This is a genomic window from Klebsiella aerogenes, assembly GCA_029027985.1.
Taxonomy (GTDB): Bacteria; Pseudomonadota; Gammaproteobacteria; order Enterobacterales; family Enterobacteriaceae; genus Klebsiella; species Klebsiella aerogenes_A.
The window spans coordinates 149258-167320 of record CP119076.1 but is presented as its reverse complement, the minus strand read 5'-3'; the positions used below and the strand labels follow the sequence as shown (position 1 = coordinate 167320).

The window sequence follows — 18063 nt, the reverse complement described above, 5'->3', positions numbered from 1 at the left end:
GTCATAAACCGCTTAAAGGAATTGGGTATGAAACTCGCTGCACTCGCCTCGTTACTGCTACCCGGGGTGGCCTTTGCCGCCTGGACAACCGCAGATTTCCCCGCTTTCACCGAACAGGGCTCAGGCCGCTTCGCGACGCAAAATGAGGTGACGAAGGGTATTCGCCCCTTGCAAATAAGTTTTGACCAACAGTGCTGGCAGCCCGCAGGGGCGATAAAACTCAATCAGATGCTGTCGCTGGAACCCTGTCGCGGCACGCCGCCGCAGTGGCGGGTTTTCCGCGACGGGCGCTATACGCTGGAAGTCGATACCCGATCCGGTACGCCAACGTTGATGCTGTCGCTGGCGGAACAGGAAGCCGCCAGCATACAGCCGCAGCTGCGCCAGTGCCCAAAATGGGATGGTAAACCGCTGACGCTCAACGTCGCTCAGACCTTCGCCGAAGGCAGCCAGGTCCGCGATTTTTATAGCGGCGACATTGCTACGGTCAGCAATGGGAAAATCTCCCTGCAACCCGCCGCCGACAGCAACGGGCTCCTCCTGCTTGAAGCGGTAGAAAGCGCCGCGAGCGCGCCATTTAACTGGCATAACGCTACGGTTTATTTTGTTCTGACCGATCGCTTCGTCAACGGCAATCCGGCTAACGACAACAGCTACGGCCGCCATAAAGATGGCATGCAGGAGATTGGCACCTTCCACGGCGGCGACCTGCAAGGGCTGACCAGCAAGCTGGACTATCTCCAGCAACTTGGCGTCAATGCGCTATGGATTAGCTCACCGCTGGAACAAATTCACGGCTGGGTCGGCGGCGGAACCAAAGGCGATTTCCCCCACTATGCCTATCACGGTTACTACACTCAGGACTGGACTCGTCTGGACGCCAATATGGGTGACGAGACCGACCTCCGACGCCTGGTCGACGAAGCTCACCAGCGCGGTATTCGCGTGCTATTCGATATCGTGATGAACCACACCGGTTACGCCACGCTTGCCGATATGCAGGAATTTCAGTTCGGCTCGCTGTACCTTCAAGGCGATGAGCTGAAAAAAACGCTCGGCGAACGCTGGACCAACTGGAAGCCCGCACCGGGGCAAAGTTGGCACAGCTTTAACGATTACATCAACTTCAGCGATAAAGCGGGTTGGGAAAAATGGTGGGGGAAAAAATGGATCCGCACCGATATCGGCGATTACGACAACCCCGGTTTCGACGATCTCACCATGTCGCTGGCTTTTCTACCGGATCTGAAAACCGAATCACTAACCCCTTCCGGGCTGCCTAACTTCTATCGCCACAAGCCAGATACCGCTGCCAAAGAGATAGCCGGTTACACTCCACGAGACTATCTCACCCACTGGCTCAGCCAATGGGTACGCGACTATGGTATTGACGGCTTCCGCGTCGATACCGCCAAACACGTCGAGCTGGACGCCTGGCAGCAGCTCAAAACGCAGGCGACAGCGGCGCTGGAAGCGTGGAAAAAGGCCAATCCGCAGAAAGCGCTGGATAATACGCCGTTCTGGATGACCGGCGAGGCCTGGGGTCACGGCGTGATGCAGAGCGACTACTATCGCCACGGCTTTGACGCGATGATTAACTTTGATTACCAGGATCAGGCGGCAAAAGCAGCGGACTGCCTGGCGAACATGGACGCGACCTGGCAGCAGATGGCGGAAAAACTGCAGGATTTCAACGTACTGAGCTATCTCTCCTCGCACGATACGCGCCTGTTCCGCGAAGGCGGCAGCCGTGCGGCGGAGCTGTTATTACTCGCGCCGGGGGCCGTGCAAATCTTCTATGGTGATGAGTCTTCGCGCCCATTCGGCCCCACTGGTTCCGATCCGCTGCAAGGCACCCGTTCGGATATGAACTGGCAGGATGTTGCCGACAACGCGTCCGCGAGCGTCGCGCACTGGCAAAAAATCGCCCGCTTCCGCGCCCGCCACCCGGCAATTGGCAGCGGTAAACAAAATACGCTGACGCTCGCGCAAGGCTACGGCTTCGTGCGCGAAAGCGGTAAGGATAAAGTGATGGTTATCTGGGCTGGCCAGCAATAGCAGACGCTTACCGGGCGCCTCGCCGCTGACGAGGTGCCTTTTTAGCATAAACCGCTAATAAATCCACCATCAGCAGAACAAAGCGACAATCACGTTCTCCCGCACCGATTTGCACCGCGCTGACGCTGGCGTTATGGTTATTCCCTTTCCAGAAAGACCAACAGAATATCCGCAATGACATTTTCACTTTTCGGCGACAAATTCACCCGTCATTCAGGCATCACCCGCTTGATGGAAGACCTTAATGACGGCCTGCGCACACCGGGCGCGATCATGCTGGGCGGCGGTAACCCCGCACAAATCCCAGAGATGAATGAGTACTTCAATAGCCTACTGGCCGATATGCTGGATAACGGCAAAGCCCTTGATGCGCTTTGCAATTATGATGGTCCGCAGGGGAAAAGCGAGCTTCTGACCCTGTTGGCGCAAATGCTGCGCGAAGAATTAGGTTGGGAGATCGAACCACAGAATATTGCACTGACAAATGGCAGTCAGAGCGCGTTTTTCTACTTGTTTAACCTGTTTGCCGGCCGCCGCGCCGATGGCACCACCCGCAAGGTGCTGTTCCCGCTGACCCCGGAATATATCGGTTACGCGGATGCCGGGCTGGAAGAGGATCTGTTCGTCGCCACCCGTCCCAATATTGAACTGCTGCCGGAAGGCCAGTTTAAGTACCATGTGGACTTCGAACACCTGCAGGTTACCGACGAGACGGGGATGATCTGCGTCTCCCGGCCAACCAACCCGACCGGCAACGTCATTACCGACGAAGAACTCATCAAGCTGGACGCCCTTGCCAACCAGCACGGCGTGCCGTTGGTGATCGATAACGCCTACGGTGTGCCTTTCCCGGGAATTATCTTTAGCGAAGCGCGTCCGCTGTGGAACCCCAACATCGTGCTGTGCATGAGCTTGTCCAAGCTCGGTCTGCCGGGCACCCGCTGCGGGATTATCATCGCCAACGAGAAAATCATCACCGCCATCAGCAATATGAACGGCATCATCAGCCTCGCCCCTGGCGGCATTGGGCCAGCGATGATGTGCGAAATGATTAAACGCAAAGACCTGCTGCGCCTGTCAGAGACAGTGATCAAACCGTTCTATTATCAGCGCGTTCACGAGACAATTGCCACCATTCGCCGCTATTTGCCGGAAGAACGCTGCCTGATTCACAAGCCGGAAGGCGCCATTTTCCTGTGGCTGTGGTTTAAAGATCTGCCGATTTCCACCGAACTGCTGTATCAGCGTCTGAAGAAACGCGGCGTGCTGATGGTGCCGGGCGACTACTTCTTCCCGGGATTAGACAAACCCTGGCCGCATACACATCAGTGCATGCGTATGAACTACGTGCCGGACCCGGAGAAAATCGAGGCGGGAGTCAAAATTCTTGCCGAAGAGATTGAACGCGCCTGGCAGGAACAAGACGCCTGATTGCGTTTCCCGGCCAAACCTGTCCGGGAATACGTTACATTGCCTGCGCCGCCCAGCGGCGGCGCTTCAGGCAAATATCCAGCAAAATTTCACCCGCTGCCTTAACTTTCACGAACCACAAAACCCAGTTCGCGGGAAATCGCCTCTGCCGTGTCGCGCAATGGCTTAAGGAGGTTTTTCTCGCCAACCTGTTTCAGGCGCGAAGTCGATAGTGAGATAGAGATGGCATAAGGCACGCGGCCGTGAATATCGAATACCGGCACTGCCAGGCAGGAGACGCCGAGTTCGTTCTCTTCACGGTCCATCGCCATATTACGCTCACGGATCTGCGCCAGTTCATCGTTCATCGCCGGGAGGCCCGTGATGGTATTACGGGTCAGCGGCTGAATAATATCCTGGTGACTCTCCCAATAGCTGGCCACGTAGTCAGGATGGCCGAATGCCATGTAAAGCTTCCCCATCGCGGAGCAATACAACGGCATATGCTGGCCAATATAAGCACGGGTACGCAACATGCCGGTGGTTGGTTCCAGCTTATAAATCAGAATCGCATGGTCGTCTTCACGACTGGAGAAGTTCACCGTTTCGCCGGTGGTAATGTTTAAAGCTTCAAGATGCGGCGCAGCGACATGAATAATATTCAGCGATGACAGCGCTTTTTGGCCAACGGCAATAAATTTGGTGGTCAGCCGGTAACTCCCGGCGGCAGGCGCTGGCGTCACGTACCCGCAGGATTGCAAACCCTGTAGCAACCGATGCACGGTGCTTTTATTCAACCCCGCCAATTCAGACAAATGCGCCAACGGACAGCCGTTTGGATAGTTGCTGAGGATCTCAATCAGCATTAACCCGCGGAACAGGCTCTGACTTCCGGCTGGCCTCTCTTTCTCTTGCGTCATTTCACTCTCTTTTGTGCCCATCGCTTCGGCTTCCTTTTTTATCGCGCTCTGATGGTAGCGCAAAGTGTGGTTCAGTTCACGATCTGAACCGAAAAAACACAACATGCTGATTTTAATGATTTTTAAAAATAGCACTTGCCGTTGATCTGTCAAAACTTGATCGTTATATTTGGAACCAGATTTCATAATGTGAAATGTAAAGATAAAAAATCGTTCATGACTTAAGGAGAGAACGGGGATGAAAGTAACTTTTGCGCAGCTGAAAGAGGCGTTCAATCGGGTATTAATCTCACGTGGCGTCGCGGCGGATACCGCCGATGCCTGTGCAGAAATGTTTGCCCGTACCACGGAATCCGGCGTCTATTCCCATGGCGTCAATCGGTTTCCTCGCTTTATTCAGCAGTTAGACAACGGCGATATCATTCCGCAGGCTAAACCCCAGCGCGTCACCAGCCTCGGCGCTATTGAGCAGTGGGATGCCCGGCGTTCAATAGGCAATCTGACGGCGAAAAAGATGATGGATCGCGCCATTGAATTAGCTTCCGATCACGGCATTGGCCTGGTGGCTTTACGCAATGCCAACCACTGGATGCGCGGCGGCAGCTACGGCTGGCAGGCGGCGGAAAAAGGCTACATCGGTATCTGCTGGACCAACTCCATCGCCGTGATGCCGCCATGGGGTTCCAAAGAATGTCGAATCGGCACCAACCCGCTGATCGTGGCGATCCCATCAACGCCCATCACCATGGTTGATATGTCGATGTCGATGTTCTCCTACGGCATGCTGGAAGTTAACCGTCTGGCAGGCCGCACGCTGCCGGTGGATGGCGGGTTTGACGATGAAGGTCATTTGACGAAAGAACCGGGCGTCATCGAGCAGAACCGCCGCATCCTGCCGATGGGCTACTGGAAGGGCTCCGGTTTGTCGATTGTGCTGGATATGATAGCCACCCTGCTGTCCAACGGATCCTCCGTTGCTGAAGTCACCCAGGACAACAGCGATGAGTATGGGGTATCGCAGATTTTTATCGCCATTGAGGTAGATAAGTTGATTGATGGCAAGACTCGCGATGCCAAGCTGCAGCGGATCATGGACTTTATCACCACTGCCGAACGCGCCGATGAAAACGTCGCAGTCCGCCTGCCGGGTCACGAATTCACGCGACTCCTGGACGAAAACCGCCGTAACGGGATCACCGTTGACGACAGCGTATGGGCCAAAATTCAGGCACTGTAGGGAGAACGACTATGATCCTCGGCCATATTTCACAACCTAACCCCTGCCGCCTACCGGCAGCGATTGAAAAGGCTCTCGACTTTCTACGCACCACCGATTTTCGCCACCAGCAGCCTGGCGTCGTCGAAATCGACGGGAAGCATATTTTTGCGCAGATTATCGATTTAACCACCCGCGAGGCGGCAGAAAACCGCCCGGAGGTCCATCGTCGTTATTTAGATATCCAGTTTCTCGCCTCCGGTGAAGAAAAAATAGGGATCGCCATTGACCATGGGAATAACCAGGTCAGCGAATCATTATTAGCTCAGCGCGACATTATTTTTTATCACGATAGTGAACATGAATCCTTTATTGAAATGATACCGGGCAGCTATGCCATATTCTTTCCACAAGATGTGCATCGCCCTGGATGTATTAAAACCACCGCCACCCCTATTAGAAAAATCGTCGTTAAGGTAGCCATCAGCGTTTTATAAAAAAGACAGTCTCATTCATTAGCAGGAGCACAAAATGAAAACCACTACCGGTTATATTATCGGTGCGTATCCCTGTGCACCCTCATTTCACCAAAAGAGTGAAGAGGAAGAGAAGGAATTCTGGCGACAACTCGCCGATACCCCAGATATCCGGGGAATAGAGCAGCCATGTCTTGAGCATATTCATCCTCTGGGCGATGAATGGCTGTTACGCCATACGCCGGATAGCTGGCAATTTGTGGTTACCGCCATTATGGAAACCATGCGCCGCCGCAGTGAAAACGCAGGATTCGGCCTGGCGTCCAGCGATGAACAGCAGCGGCTGGCCTGCGTTGATTACTACCGCCATCTTCATCGCAAAATTAACAAAATCAATGGTATTCACGCAGGAAAAGTGAGCGCGCTTGAGTTACACGCCGCGCCGCTGGCGGGCAACCCAGATATCGTCCAGGCAACGGACGCTTTTGCCCGTTCATTAAAAGAAATCGCCGGCTGGGACTGGCCCTGCGATCTGGTGCTTGAGCACTGTGACGCGATGAACGGCCCGGCGCCGCGCAAGGGGTTCTTACCGCTGAATAACGTGCTGGAGGTGATTGCCGATTATGAGGTGAGCGTCTGCGTTAACTGGGCGCGTTCGGCCATTGAAGGGCGCGATATCGCGTTGCCATTGGCGCATGCGCAGCAGGTTAAAAAGGCGGGGAAACTGGGGGCGCTGATGTTTTCCGGCACCACTCTGGAAGGTGAGTACGGCGAATGGCAAGATTTACATGCGCCATTCGCCCCCTTCTGTCCGCAAAGCCTGATGACCGTGCAGCATGCCAAAGATATTTTCGCCTGTGCCGCCGGAAAACCGCTGCAATTTGCCGGTATTAAATTACTGGAAATAAATGCTGATGCCGATGTTAACCATCGCGTAGCCATATTGCGTGACGGTATCTCTGCATTACATGATGCAAAACAATAATAACACTTTCATTGTCATAATATTTACTCCATGAGAATATTAATATGAACATGACCTCTCGCCCTACAGCAAATGATATCCCGCGTCAGCGCTGGCTGAGAATTATCCCGCCGATTCTCATTGCCTGTATTATTTCTTATATGGACCGCGTTAATATCGCGTTCGCGATGCCGGGCGGTATGGATGCCGAATTAGGTATTTCCGCCACCATGGCCGGACTCGCTGGCGGTATTTTCTTTATTGGCTATTTATTTTTACAAGTTCCCGGCGGAAAAATTGCCGTTCACGGCAGCGGCAAGAAATTTATCGGCTGGTCACTGGTCGCCTGGGCCATTATTTCCGTACTGACCGGCTTAATCACCAATCAGTATCAACTGTTGGTGCTGCGCTTCTTATTGGGGGTCGCGGAAGGTGGCATGCTGCCGGTGGTGCTAACGATGATCAGCAACTGGTTCCCGGATGCGGAACGCGGTCGCGCCAACGCGATTGTCATTATGTTTGTGCCGATTGCCGGGATCATCACCGCCCCGCTATCAGGATGGATTATTACCGTACTCGACTGGCGCTGGCTGTTCATTATTGAAGGTCTGCTATCGGTGGTGGTGCTGGCGCTGTGGGCGTATACCGTCTACGACCGCCCGCAGGAAGCGCGCTGGATATCGGAAGCGGAAAAAACCTATCTGGTTGAGACGCTGGCGGCGGAGCAACAGGCCATTGCCGGCACCGAGGTCAAAAACGCCTCGCTCGGCGCGGTACTCTCAGACAAAACAATGTGGCAGCTCATCGCCCTTAACTTCTTCTATCAAACCGGGATTTACGGCTACACCCTGTGGCTGCCCACCATTCTTAAAGAGCTGACCCACAGCAGCATGGGGCAAGTCGGCATGCTCGCCATATTGCCCTACGTCGGCGCAATCGCCGGAATGTTCCTTTTCTCCTCGCTATCCGACCGTACCGGCAAGCGCAAACTATTCGTCTGCCTGCCGCTGATCGGTTTCGCGCTATGCATGTTCCTCTCCGTGGCGCTTAAAGGCCAGATCTGGCTGGCCTATGCCGCGCTGGTCGGCTGCGGATTCTTCCTGCAATCCGCCGCTGGCGTGTTTTGGACCATCCCGGCGCGCCTGTTTAGCGCCGAAATGGCTGGCGGCGCCCGTGGGGTCATCAACGCCCTTGGTAATCTCGGCGGTTTCTGCGGCCCTTACGCCGTCGGCGTGCTGATCACCCTCTACAGCAAAGATGCCGGCGTCTATTGCCTGGCTATTTCACTGGCGTTGGCAGCCCTGATGGCGGTGCTGCTGCCAGCGAAATGCGATGCTGGCGCGGCGCCCGCAAAGACCATGAATCCACGTAAACACGCAGCCTAAAAACCGTGCCGGATGGCGTCGCGTCATCCGGCAAAACTGGAATACAAAGATGAGTGAAAAAGAGACCTTCTGGTTGGGTATCGATTGTGGCGGTACTTATCTAAAAGCCGGTTTATATAACCACCAGGGCGAAGAGCGCCGCGTCGAACGCTGTCCTTTACGCACCCTTAGCACGCAACCGGGGTACGCCGAACGGGACATGGATCGGCTCTGGCAGTGCTGCCATGAAACGATTGCCACATTACTCAAAGCCGCTGGCGTCAACGGTAAGCAAATCAAAGGCATCGCCATCTCTGCTCAGGGGAAGGGGCTGTTTCTGCTCGATAAACAGGACCATCCCTTGGGTCACGCCATGCTCTCTTCTGACCGCCGGGCGTTAGACATCGTCCAGCGCTGGCAACAGGATGGGATCCCCGAACGGCTTTATCCTCTCACCCGCCAGACGCTGTGGACCGGGCACCCCGCTTCCCTGCTGTGTTGGCTGAAAGAGAATGAACCGCAACGCTATGCGCAAATCGGCTGCGTGATGATGGCCCACGATTATCTACGCTGGCGTTTAACCGGCGTAAAAGGCTGCGAAGAGAGCAACATTTCCGAGTCCAATCTCTACAACATGACCAGCGGGCAATTTGACCCGCGTCTGACGCAGTGGCTGGGCATTAGCGAAATTGACGAGGCGTTGCCGCCGATCGTCGGTTCAGCAGAAATATGCGGGGAAATCACCGCTCAGGCGGCCGCCATCACCGGTCTGGTAGCGGGAACACCCGTCGTCGGCGGCCTGTTTGATGTGGTTTCCACCGCGCTCTGCGCGGGCCTCAACGATGAATCCGTGCTCAATGCGGTGATGGGAACCTGGGCGGTGACCAGCGGGATCACTCACGGATTACGCCAGCATGAAGCCCACCCTTACGTCTATGGCCGCTTCGTCAATGACGGCGAATACATCGTTCACGAAGCCAGCCCCACCTCTTCCGGCAATCTCGAATGGTTTACCGCCCAGTGGGGCGAGACCTCGTTTACGGAGATTAATCAGGCCGTCGCCAGCCTGCCAAAAGCCGGTAGCGAACTCTTCTTTTTACCGTTTCTCTACGGCAGCAACGCGGGGCTGGAGATGACCTGCGGTTTTTACGGCATGCAGGCAATGCACACCCGCGCGCATCTGCTACAGGCGGTGTATGAAGGCGTGATCTTCAGCCACATGACACACCTCAACCGCATGCGCGAGCGTTTCACCGCGGTGCAAACTCTGCGCGTCACCGGCGGCCCGGCGCACTCCGATGTGTGGATGCAAATGCTGGCGGACGTCAGCGGCCTGCGCGTCGAACTGCCGCAGATTGAGGAGACCGGCTGTTTTGGCGCCGCGCTTGCCGCCCGCGTCGGCACCGGCGTCTATCGCAACTTCAGTGAAGCCTTACGCACCTTGCAGCACCCCGTGCGAACCCTGCTGCCCGATATGGCCGCACACCGCCTTTATCAGCGCAAATACCGCCAATACCAGGAATTAATTACCGCATTACAGGGCTACCACGCCCGTATTAAGGAGTACGCATAATGAGCCGACCACTACTGCAACTGGCGCTCGACCATACCGGCCTTGAAGCCGCCCAGCGCGATGTCGCCCTGTTGCGCCATCACGTTGATATCGTGGAGGCAGGCACCATTCTGTGCCTTACCGAAGGCCTGAGCGTAGTGAAAGCCCTACGCGCCCAGTGTCCGGATAAAATTATCGTCGCCGACTGGAAAGTCGCCGATGCTGGAGAAACCCTCGCTCAGCAAGCCTTTGCCGCAGGCGCAAACTGGATGACTATCATCTGCGCCGCGCCGCTGGCCACCGTTGAAAAAGGCCATGCCGTTGCGCAATCCTGCGGCGGCGATATTCAGATCGAGCTCTTCGGTAACTGGACGCTGAATGACGCGCGCGACTGGTACCGTATCGGCGTTCGTCAGGCGATTTATCATCGCGGCCGCGATGCGCAGGCCAGCGGCCAACAGTGGGGCGCTGCGGATCTGGCGCGAATGAAAGCGCTGTCGGACATCGGTCTGCAGCTATCGATTACCGGCGGCATCACGCCGGCCGATTTAGCGCTGTTTAGCGATATTCACGTCAAAGCATTCATCGCCGGACGCGCGCTGGCAGGCGCAGCGCAGCCTGCGCAGGTTGCTGCCGATTTTCACGCCCAAATAGACGCCATCTGGGGAGAACAGCATGCGTAAGCACCCATTAGGTATCTATGAGAAAGCGCTGGCAAAGAACCTCAGTTGGCCGGAACGCCTGGTGCTGGCGAAAAGCTGCGGCTTTGATTTCGTCGAAATGTCGGTAGATGAAACCGACGAACGCCTGTCGCGCCTGGACTGGAGCGCAACCCAGCGCGCCTCGCTGGTCGCGGCCATGCTGGAAACCGGCGTGGCCATTCCATCAATGTGCTTGTCTGCCCACCGTCGTTTCCCTTTTGGCAGTCGCGATGAGCCAACCCGCCAGCGGGCGCGCGACATTATGACCAAAGCCATTCAGCTGGCCCGCGATTTGGGGATCCGCACCATTCAGTTAGCAGGGTATGACGTTTATTACGAAGAACACGACGACGGCACGCAGCAGCGCTTTGCCGAGGGGCTGGCATGGGCGGTCGAACAGGCCGCGGCGGCGCAGGTCATGCTGGCGGTAGAAATCATGGATACCGCATTTATGAACTCCATCAGCAAATGGAAAAAGTGGGACGACATGCTCGCTTCGCCCTGGTTCAGCGTCTACCCGGATGTCGGCAATCTCAGCGCCTGGGGCAACGACGTCGCCGCCGAGCTGAAACTGGGCATCGACCGCATTGCCGCGATCCATCTGAAAGACACGCTGCCCGTGACCCCACAATCACCAGGCCAGTTCCGCGATGTCCCTTTCGGTGAAGGTTGTGTCGATTTCGTCGGCATCTTCAAAACGCTGCATGAGCTGAACTATCGCGGTTCGTTCTTAATTGAAATGTGGACAGAAAAAGCCAAAGAACCGGTTATGGACATTATTCAGGCACGCCACTGGATAGAAGCGCGGATGCAGGAAGGAGGTTTCACATGTTAGAACAATTGAAGTCCGAAGTATTAGCCGCCAACCTCGCGCTGCCAGCGCACCAGTTGGTGACGTTCACCTGGGGCAACGTGAGCGCCGTTGATGAAACGCGAAAGCTGATGGTCATCAAGCCATCCGGGATCGAGTACGACGTGATGCGCGCCGAAGACATGGTGGTTGTCGATATCGCCAGCGGTCATATCGTTGAAGGCGATAAAAAGCCCTCTTCCGATACGCCAACGCATCTTGCGCTGTACCGCCGCTACCCGCAAATCGGTGGTATTGTCCACACCCATTCGCGCCATGCGACGATCTGGTCGCAGGCGGGGTTGGATCTGCCAGCCTGGGGCACGACGCATGCTGATTATTTTTATGGCGCGATCCCCTGCACCCGCCTGATGACCGTTGATGAGATTAACGGTGAATATGAGTATCAAACCGGCGAGGTCATCATTAAAACCTTCGAAACTCGCGATCTCGATCCCATGCAGATCCCAGCGGTGTTAGTGCATTCACACGGCCCATTCGCATGGGGCAAAAATGCCGCCGATGCTGTACACAATGCCGTCGTCCTCGAAGAATGCGCCTATATGGGGCTATTCTCGCGCCAGCTTGCGCCGCAACTGCCGGATATGCAACCTGAACTGCTCGATAAACACTATCTGCGTAAACACGGCGCTCATGCCTATTACGGGCAACGCTAATGCCCACCGGGCTCCCCGGATTGCGGCTAACGCCTTATCCGGGCTACCAAACTGACTCAGTAGCCCGGCTAAGCGCCGCGCGAGCCGGGAAATTATATGTACCGGAGCCTCATTCGCCCCTATGCCGAATTAATATGCTCCTTGCAATAACGCCGTTTCCAGGCTGCGGGCGTCAGGCTGGTATGTTTACGGAAGATTTTACGAAAATAGCCAACATCATTAAAACCACACTGCAGCGCCACTTCGGTAAGCGACAATGAATCGCTGATCAGCAGTTTTTCCGCCGCCCGCACCCGCTGGCGATGCAGAGCATCAGTTAGCGTCAAATGAAACGCATGACGATAAACCCGCCCAAGGTAGTCCGCGTTGCAGTGCAGTTCTTTCGCAAGAATCGCCGCGGAAAGCGGTAAATGATACTGCGTATGGATAATCTGCTGCGCTTTCCACGCCAGCGCATTACCGGGGCTATCGGCTGGCTGCTCTCCTGCGGCGGCGGATATTTGCTGCAAAATCAGCAGCAAAATTAATTCCAGCGCCACGCTGCGATGAATATTTTCCTGTTCATGCAGAAATTGGCGGAATAGCGAAATAATATATTGCGGTTCAGCCACTCGGGTATGCTGCGGCAGCACAATTTTTTGTGGGAATGATGAAATCAACGCTTCGGGCGCCATTTCGAAATGCAGCCAGTAGAATTTAAGATCCGCCGGAAATTGTTCCACGCCAACATGTAAACGTTCCGGCCAAAGTAATAAACTTTCTCCGGCACGCACGCAAAACATCGCCTCATCCTCACGAATCGTTAACGTCCCCTTTTCAACAAAAATAATTTCCCAGGACTGTAACCTCCGCGCCGGATGACTGCCGACGCCGCGAGAGATAAACAGCCCTCCATTTTGGACTTTAATTGGCAATGACATGGACAATTTAAGCATATATATTCAATATTCTATTATTACAGCAATAATTAAGTCGACAACACTCTGACTATTTATCATAAAATAGCGTCCTGCCGGATCGAAATCACATTTTTGTCATGAAGTCGGAATCGTCATCTTTTTATACTTTTTCCTTCCCTTGTTGCCGTTAATATTCCGTGCAGAATAATTAACGTACCTTGCTAATGACAAAACCAAAGCCCGCCATACAGCGGAATATTTTCCGAACATCCTTCCGGGAGTTATTTATGACTTCGGCTCCGATTACCACAAGTGAATTAGCGCAACGCGCGCAGGACGACAGGCTATCCCTCCGTGAAAAGATAGGTTACGGGCTGGGAGATGCCGGTGGCACCGTCATTACCTGCCTGATCATGAACTTTCTGACCTTTTTTTATACCGATGTTTTCGGACTCACCCCGGCGCTGGTAGGCACCATGTTCCTTGCCCTGCGCGTTTTCGATGCCATTTCCGATCCAGTCATGGGCGTGCTGGCCGATCGCACGCAGAGCCGCTGGGGGCGTTTCCGTCCGTGGCAACTGTGGATCGCGGTCCCCATCGGTATTATCGGCGTACTGACCTTCACGGTACCGGATGCCAGCATGGGGGTGAAAATTGCCTGGGCCTTCGGCACCTATCTACTGCTCTCCGTCAGCTACACCGCCATCAACGTTCCCTACTGCGCGTTAATCAACACTATGACCACTCGCCATAGTGAAGTGATCTCCTGCCAGGCATGGCGATTCGTGCTCTGCGGCGTCGCCGGTTTTTTGGTCTCCGTCGGCTTGCCATGGCTGGTGAAAGCGCTCGGTCAGGGTAATACCGCCCAGGGTTATCAGTACGGCGTTGGCGTGCTGTGCGCCATCGCCGTAGTCATGTTCCTGTGCTGCTTTTTCTGGGTACGCGAACGCGTGTCGCTGGATGTGATGGGCAAATTTACCCTGCGCGAACATATCGCCGGGCTGCGTAAAAACGATCAGTTGCTACTGATGCTGGTGATGTCTTTCCTGCTGATTAACGTGTTTAACATCCGCGGCGGCGGCTACATGTATTTCATCACCTATGTACTGGGTGGTTCGACCGGTTATACCTCGCTCTTTTTCACCATGGTGACCTTCGCGTCGATTTTCGGCTCAGTCATTATCAACCTGCTGTCGCGCCGCTTCGACACGGTCAAACTTTATTACTACACCAACCTGTTGCTTGCCGCCCTGGCGGCGGTGATGTGGTTCCTGCCGACCGGCCCCGCCTGGCAAACTCTGTGGCTGGCGGTGATCCTCGGCAACGGCATTATTCTCGGCTTTACCCTACCGCTGCACTTCTCGCTGATGGCCTTTTCCGATGACTACGGCGAATGGAAAACCGGCGTGCGTTCCTCAGGAATGAATTTCGCCTTCAATCTGTTCTTTATCAAGCTCGCCTGGGCTTCCAGCGCCGGTATTATCAGCCTGGTCTTTATTTTCGTCGCCTATCAGCCAGGCGCCGGTAACCAAACGCCTGCTTCACTGGCCGGGATCACCGCGATGGAAACCCTGCTGCCTGCGCTCTTTCACCTGCTGCTGGCCTTCGCCATCCGCGCCTGCAAGCTTAATAACCCAATGATGTCGCGTATCGCCACCGACCTGCGCGTGCGTCACGTTCAGCCTTAAGGAGTCCGTCATGTCTGTAATGGAAGTCGATCTGCACAAGCTCAAAATTAATGACCCGTTCCTCGGCCAGTACCAGCAGCTGGTGCGCGACGTTGTTATCCCCTACCAGTGGGACGCACTCAATGACCGGATCGCCGAAGCCGACCCGAGTCACGCAATAGAAAACTTCCGCATTGCCGCCGGGCAACAGGAAGGGGAATTTTATGGCATGGTTTTCCAGGACAGCGATGTGGCGAAATGGCTGGAGGCCGTCGCCTGGTCACTGTGCCAACAGCCGGATGCCGAGCTGGAAAAGACCGCCGATGAAGTCATTGAGTTGGTGGCCGCAGCACAATGCCCCGACGGCTATCTCAATACCTATTTTACGGTAAAAGAACCCAACGCTCGCTGGACGAACCTTGCCGAATGCCACGAGCTGTACTGCGCCGGGCATATGATTGAAGCTGGCGTCGCTTTCTTCCAGGCAACCGGCAAACGCCGTCTGCTGGAGGTGGTTTGCCGACTGGCGGACCATATTGATCGCGTTTTCGGCCCCGCCGACCACCAGCTGCACGGCTATCCCGGACACCCGGAGATTGAACTGGCGCTGATGCGTCTGTATGACGTCACCCAGCAGCCGCGCTATCTGGCGCTGGTCAATTACTTCGTCGAACAGCGCGGAACGCAGCCGCACTTCTACGATATCGAATACGAGAAACGCGGTAAAACGTCCTACTGGAACACCTACGGCCCGGCATGGATGGTGATGGACAAACCCTACAGCCAGGCGCATCTGCCGATTGCCGAGCAACCCACCGCTATCGGTCACGCGGTACGCTTTGTCTACCTGATGACCGGCGTCGCGCATCTGGCGCGCCTGAGCCAGGATGAAGGCAAGCGCCAGGATTGCCTGCGGTTATGGAACAACATGGTCCAGCGCCAGTTGTATATTACCGGCGGCATCGGCTCGCAGAGCAGCGGCGAGGCGTTCAGCAGCGATTATGACCTGCCGAACGACACGGTATACGCGGAGAGCTGCGCTTCCATTGGCCTGATGATGTTTGCCCGCCGCATGCTGGAGCTAGAGGTAGATAGCCAGTATGCCGACGTCATGGAGCGCGCGCTGTACAACACCGTGCTGGGCGGTATGGCGCTCGACGGCAAGCACTTCTTTTACGTTAACCCGCTGGAAGTGCAGCCAAAAGCGCTGAAATTCAACCATATCTACGATCACGTGAAGCCGGTTCGCCAACGCTGGTTCGGCTGCGCCTGCTGCCCGCCGAATATCGCCCGCGTGCTGACTTCGCTCGGCCACTATATCTACACGCCGCGCGATGACGCGCTGTACATCAATCTGTATGTCGGCAATCAGGTCGAGGTTGCGGTTGGCAAGGAGACACTACGTCTGCGCATCAGCGGTAACTATCCGTGGCAGGAACAGGTCAACATCACGATCGATTCACCCACCGCGATCGATCACACCCTGGCGCTGCGCCTGCCGGACTGGTGCGACAATCCGCAGGTGACGCTAAACGGCCAGCCAGTCGTCCAGGATATCCGCAAAGGCTATTTGCACATCAACCGCCGCTGGCAGGAGGGTGACACCCTCGTACTGACGCTGCCGATGCCGGTACGCCGCCTGTACGGTAATCCGCTGGTTCGCCATCAGGCGGGACAGGTCGCCCTACAACGCGGTCCGCTGGTCTACTGCCTGGAACAGGCGGATAACGGCGAGGCATTGCATAATCTGCAGCTGCCGCGCGATGCGCAATTTACCGCCTTTGAGGGAAAAGGGATTTTCGCCCATAAAGTGCTGATTCAGGCGCCGGGCTACAAACAAACAGCGGTACAAGCGGAACAGCAGGCGCTCTGGAACTATGACAGCCCCGCGGCCACCCGCCAGGCTCAGACGCTGACGTTCATTCCGTGGTTTAGCTGGGCTAACCGCGGCGAAGGTGAAATGCGGGTGTGGGTGCAGGAAACCGTGTAAAAGGCAGGAAAAGTGCCCGGCAGCAGGGCCGGGCGCTTTATGTATTACAGGGCGGCGCGGAAAATCGCCATAATCTCTTCGTGAGTCGCCTGAATCGGGTTAGTCAAACCACAGGCATCTTTCAGCGCATTGCTGGCCAACAGCGGAATATCCTCTTCTTTGACGTTCAATTCGCGCAGCCCAGCCGGAATACCAACGGTACGCGCCAGCTTGCGGATGGCCGTGATGCAGGCTTCCGCTCCCTGCTTGTCATTCAACTCCGCAACGTTCACGCCCATCGCCTGCGCGCAGTCACGCAGACGCGCGGCCGCGACGCTGCAGTTATACTCCTGCACGAACGGCAACAGCACCGCATTACAGACGCCGTGCGGCAGGTCATAGAACCCGCCCAGTTGGTGCGCCATTGCATGTACGTAACCCAGCGAGGCGTTGTTGAAAGCCATACCGGCAAGGAACTGCGCATAGGCCATCGCCTCACGCGCCTGCTCATTACCGCCATCTTCTACCGCATGAGTTAAATTCTGCGCAATCATAGTCATGGCTTTCAGGGCGCAGGCATCGGTAATCGGCGTCGCGGCGGTGGAAACATAGGCTTCGATGGCGTGGGTCAGCGCATCCATCCCGGTCGCGGCGGTCAACGATTTCGGCATACCCATCATCAGTGAGGAGTCATTAACCGACAGAACCGGCGTCACATGCTTATCGACAATCGCCATTTTGATGTGGCGATCGACATCGGTAATGATGCAGAAGCGGGTCATTTCGGAAGCCGTACCGGCAGTGGTATTAATGGCGATCATCGGCAACTGCGGCTTCGATGAACGATCCACGCCTTCATAATCGCGGATGTTGCCGCCGTTTACCGCCACCAGGGCGATGCCTTTCGCGCAGTCGTGCGGCGAACCGCCGCCCAGCGAAATCACGCAGTCGCAGTGATTTTCTTTCAGCAACGCCAGGCCGCTCTCAACGTTCAGGGTGGTCGGGTTCGGATGCACGCCATCATACACGACGCTGAAAATATCCCGTTCCTGTAATGCCTTTTGCACCTCTCCCGCCATGCCTAATTTATTCAGCATCGCATCAGTGACGATTAATGCCCGACGATATCCGTATTCGTGGATAGCATTCATCGCTTCAGTAACAGAACCAGTACCAATGACATTCACTGGCGGGATATAAAAAGTCGATGCAGCCATGATGATTCCTTCATTTAGGTGAATATCATGAAAGAGTACGGACATGACAGAATAAAAAACATGACCTCAATGCCATTTTCGGCAGAAAATAAAATTTAAAAACAGCACGTTAGCGTATGATTT

Annotated in this window: 15 protein-coding genes; 12 read left to right on the top strand and 3 right to left on the bottom strand. The window is 55.5% G+C overall.

Going from position 1 to position 18063, the window contains the following annotated elements; all coding sequences use genetic code 11:
• Positions 1 to 27: 27 nt before the first annotated feature.
• Entirely contained in the window at positions 28 to 2058 is a 2031-nt protein-coding gene (locus PYR66_00790) for an alpha-amylase (protein WEF28308.1), read from the top strand.
• A 174-nt stretch (positions 2059 to 2232) separates the two neighbouring features.
• The gene (avtA, locus tag PYR66_00785; protein WEF28307.1) at positions 2233 to 3489 is read left to right on the top strand and encodes a valine--pyruvate transaminase; all 1257 of its coding nucleotides are present in this window, start codon (positions 2233 to 2235) and stop codon (positions 3487 to 3489) included.
• A gap of 101 nt (positions 3490 to 3590) precedes the next feature.
• On the opposite strand, the gene yiaJ is transcribed toward avtA, so the two are convergent.
• Positions 3591 to 4409 carry an IclR family transcriptional regulator YiaJ gene (yiaJ, locus tag PYR66_00780; protein ID WEF28306.1) on the bottom strand — a complete coding sequence of 273 codons (819 nt, stop codon included), beginning with the start codon at positions 4407 to 4409 and terminating at the stop codon, positions 3591 to 3593.
• Between the two features lie 217 nt (positions 4410 to 4626).
• Between yiaJ and yiaK the strand changes: the two genes are divergently transcribed.
• From yiaK to araD, 8 genes are read left to right on the top strand one after another with little or no spacing between them, the layout of a single operon-like run.
• Positions 4627 to 5625, top strand: coding sequence for a 3-dehydro-L-gulonate 2-dehydrogenase (gene yiaK, locus PYR66_00775; GenBank protein ID WEF28305.1), 999 nt, complete (start codon positions 4627 to 4629; stop codon positions 5623 to 5625).
• Positions 5626 to 5636: 11 nt separating this feature from the next.
• A complete protein-coding gene (locus tag PYR66_00770; GenBank protein WEF28304.1) occupies positions 5637 to 6101 on the top strand; it encodes a YhcH/YjgK/YiaL family protein in 465 nt (154 codons plus the stop codon).
• A gap of 34 nt (positions 6102 to 6135) precedes the next feature.
• Entirely contained in the window at positions 6136 to 7065 is a 930-nt protein-coding gene (locus PYR66_00765; protein WEF28303.1) for a DUF4862 family protein, read from the top strand.
• Between the two features lie 44 nt (positions 7066 to 7109).
• The gene (locus PYR66_00760) at positions 7110 to 8429 is read left to right on the top strand and encodes an MFS transporter (protein ID WEF28302.1); all 1320 of its coding nucleotides are present in this window, start codon (positions 7110 to 7112) and stop codon (positions 8427 to 8429) included.
• 49 nt (positions 8430 to 8478) lie between these two features.
• Positions 8479 to 9981: a carbohydrate kinase gene (locus tag PYR66_00755; GenBank protein ID WEF28301.1), complete on the top strand. Its 1503-nt coding sequence runs from the start codon at positions 8479 to 8481 to the stop codon at positions 9979 to 9981.
• Positions 9981 to 10643, top strand: a complete 663-nt coding sequence (ulaD, locus tag PYR66_00750; protein ID WEF28300.1) for a 3-keto-L-gulonate-6-phosphate decarboxylase UlaD — start codon at positions 9981 to 9983, stop codon at positions 10641 to 10643. Before PYR66_00755 ends, ulaD begins: the two co-directional genes overlap by 1 nt.
• Positions 10636 to 11496: an L-ribulose-5-phosphate 3-epimerase gene (locus PYR66_00745; GenBank protein ID WEF28299.1), complete on the top strand. Its 861-nt coding sequence runs from the start codon at positions 10636 to 10638 to the stop codon at positions 11494 to 11496. The genes ulaD and PYR66_00745 overlap by 8 nt, the downstream gene beginning before the upstream one ends.
• Complete coding sequence (gene araD / locus PYR66_00740; GenBank protein WEF28298.1) at positions 11490 to 12188, top strand: L-ribulose-5-phosphate 4-epimerase; 699 nt, start codon at positions 11490 to 11492, stop codon at positions 12186 to 12188. The genes PYR66_00745 and araD overlap by 7 nt, the downstream gene beginning before the upstream one ends.
• Before the next feature lie 119 nt (positions 12189 to 12307).
• On the opposite strand, the gene PYR66_00735 is transcribed toward araD, so the two are convergent.
• Positions 12308 to 13123, bottom strand: a complete 816-nt coding sequence (locus tag PYR66_00735; GenBank protein WEF28297.1) for an AraC family transcriptional regulator — start codon at positions 13121 to 13123, stop codon at positions 12308 to 12310.
• A gap of 251 nt (positions 13124 to 13374) precedes the next feature.
• Here PYR66_00735 and PYR66_00730 point away from each other — a divergent pair, with 251 nt between their 5' ends.
• Positions 13375 to 14775, top strand: a complete 1401-nt coding sequence (locus PYR66_00730) for an MFS transporter (protein ID WEF28296.1) — start codon at positions 13375 to 13377, stop codon at positions 14773 to 14775.
• A 10-nt stretch (positions 14776 to 14785) separates the two neighbouring features.
• Positions 14786 to 16744 carry a glycoside hydrolase family 127 protein gene (locus tag PYR66_00725; protein WEF28295.1) on the top strand — a complete coding sequence of 653 codons (1959 nt, stop codon included), beginning with the start codon at positions 14786 to 14788 and terminating at the stop codon, positions 16742 to 16744.
• Between the two features lie 44 nt (positions 16745 to 16788).
• On the opposite strand, the gene yiaY is transcribed toward PYR66_00725, so the two are convergent.
• Positions 16789 to 17940 (bottom strand): L-threonine dehydrogenase, encoded by a 1152-nt coding sequence (gene yiaY / locus PYR66_00720; GenBank protein ID WEF28294.1) that lies wholly within the window; start codon positions 17938 to 17940, stop codon positions 16789 to 16791.
• Positions 17941 to 18063 lie beyond the last annotated feature (123 nt).

Bases quoted from the DNA above. Each gene is read 5' to 3' on its own strand.
- PYR66_00790 (WEF28308.1), top strand. From the start codon at position 28: ATGAAACTCGCTGCACTCGCCTCGTTACTGCTACCCGGGGTGGCCTTT.
- avtA (WEF28307.1), top strand. From the start codon at position 2,233: ATGACATTTTCACTTTTCGGCGACAAATTCACCCGTCATTCAGGCATC.
- yiaJ (WEF28306.1), bottom strand. From the start codon at position 4,409: ATGGGCACAAAAGAGAGTGAAATGACGCAAGAGAAAGAGAGGCCAGCC.
- yiaK (WEF28305.1), top strand. From the start codon at position 4,627: ATGAAAGTAACTTTTGCGCAGCTGAAAGAGGCGTTCAATCGGGTATTA.
- PYR66_00770 (WEF28304.1), top strand. From the start codon at position 5,637: ATGATCCTCGGCCATATTTCACAACCTAACCCCTGCCGCCTACCGGCA.
- PYR66_00765 (WEF28303.1), top strand. From the start codon at position 6,136: ATGAAAACCACTACCGGTTATATTATCGGTGCGTATCCCTGTGCACCC.
- PYR66_00760 (WEF28302.1), top strand. From the start codon at position 7,110: ATGAACATGACCTCTCGCCCTACAGCAAATGATATCCCGCGTCAGCGC.
- PYR66_00755 (WEF28301.1), top strand. From the start codon at position 8,479: ATGAGTGAAAAAGAGACCTTCTGGTTGGGTATCGATTGTGGCGGTACT.
- ulaD (WEF28300.1), top strand. From the start codon at position 9,981: ATGAGCCGACCACTACTGCAACTGGCGCTCGACCATACCGGCCTTGAA.
- PYR66_00745 (WEF28299.1), top strand. From the start codon at position 10,636: ATGCGTAAGCACCCATTAGGTATCTATGAGAAAGCGCTGGCAAAGAAC.
- araD (WEF28298.1), top strand. From the start codon at position 11,490: ATGTTAGAACAATTGAAGTCCGAAGTATTAGCCGCCAACCTCGCGCTG.
- PYR66_00735 (WEF28297.1), bottom strand. From the start codon at position 13,123: ATGCTTAAATTGTCCATGTCATTGCCAATTAAAGTCCAAAATGGAGGG.
- PYR66_00730 (WEF28296.1), top strand. From the start codon at position 13,375: ATGACTTCGGCTCCGATTACCACAAGTGAATTAGCGCAACGCGCGCAG.
- PYR66_00725 (WEF28295.1), top strand. From the start codon at position 14,786: ATGTCTGTAATGGAAGTCGATCTGCACAAGCTCAAAATTAATGACCCG.
- yiaY (WEF28294.1), bottom strand. From the start codon at position 17,940: ATGGCTGCATCGACTTTTTATATCCCGCCAGTGAATGTCATTGGTACT.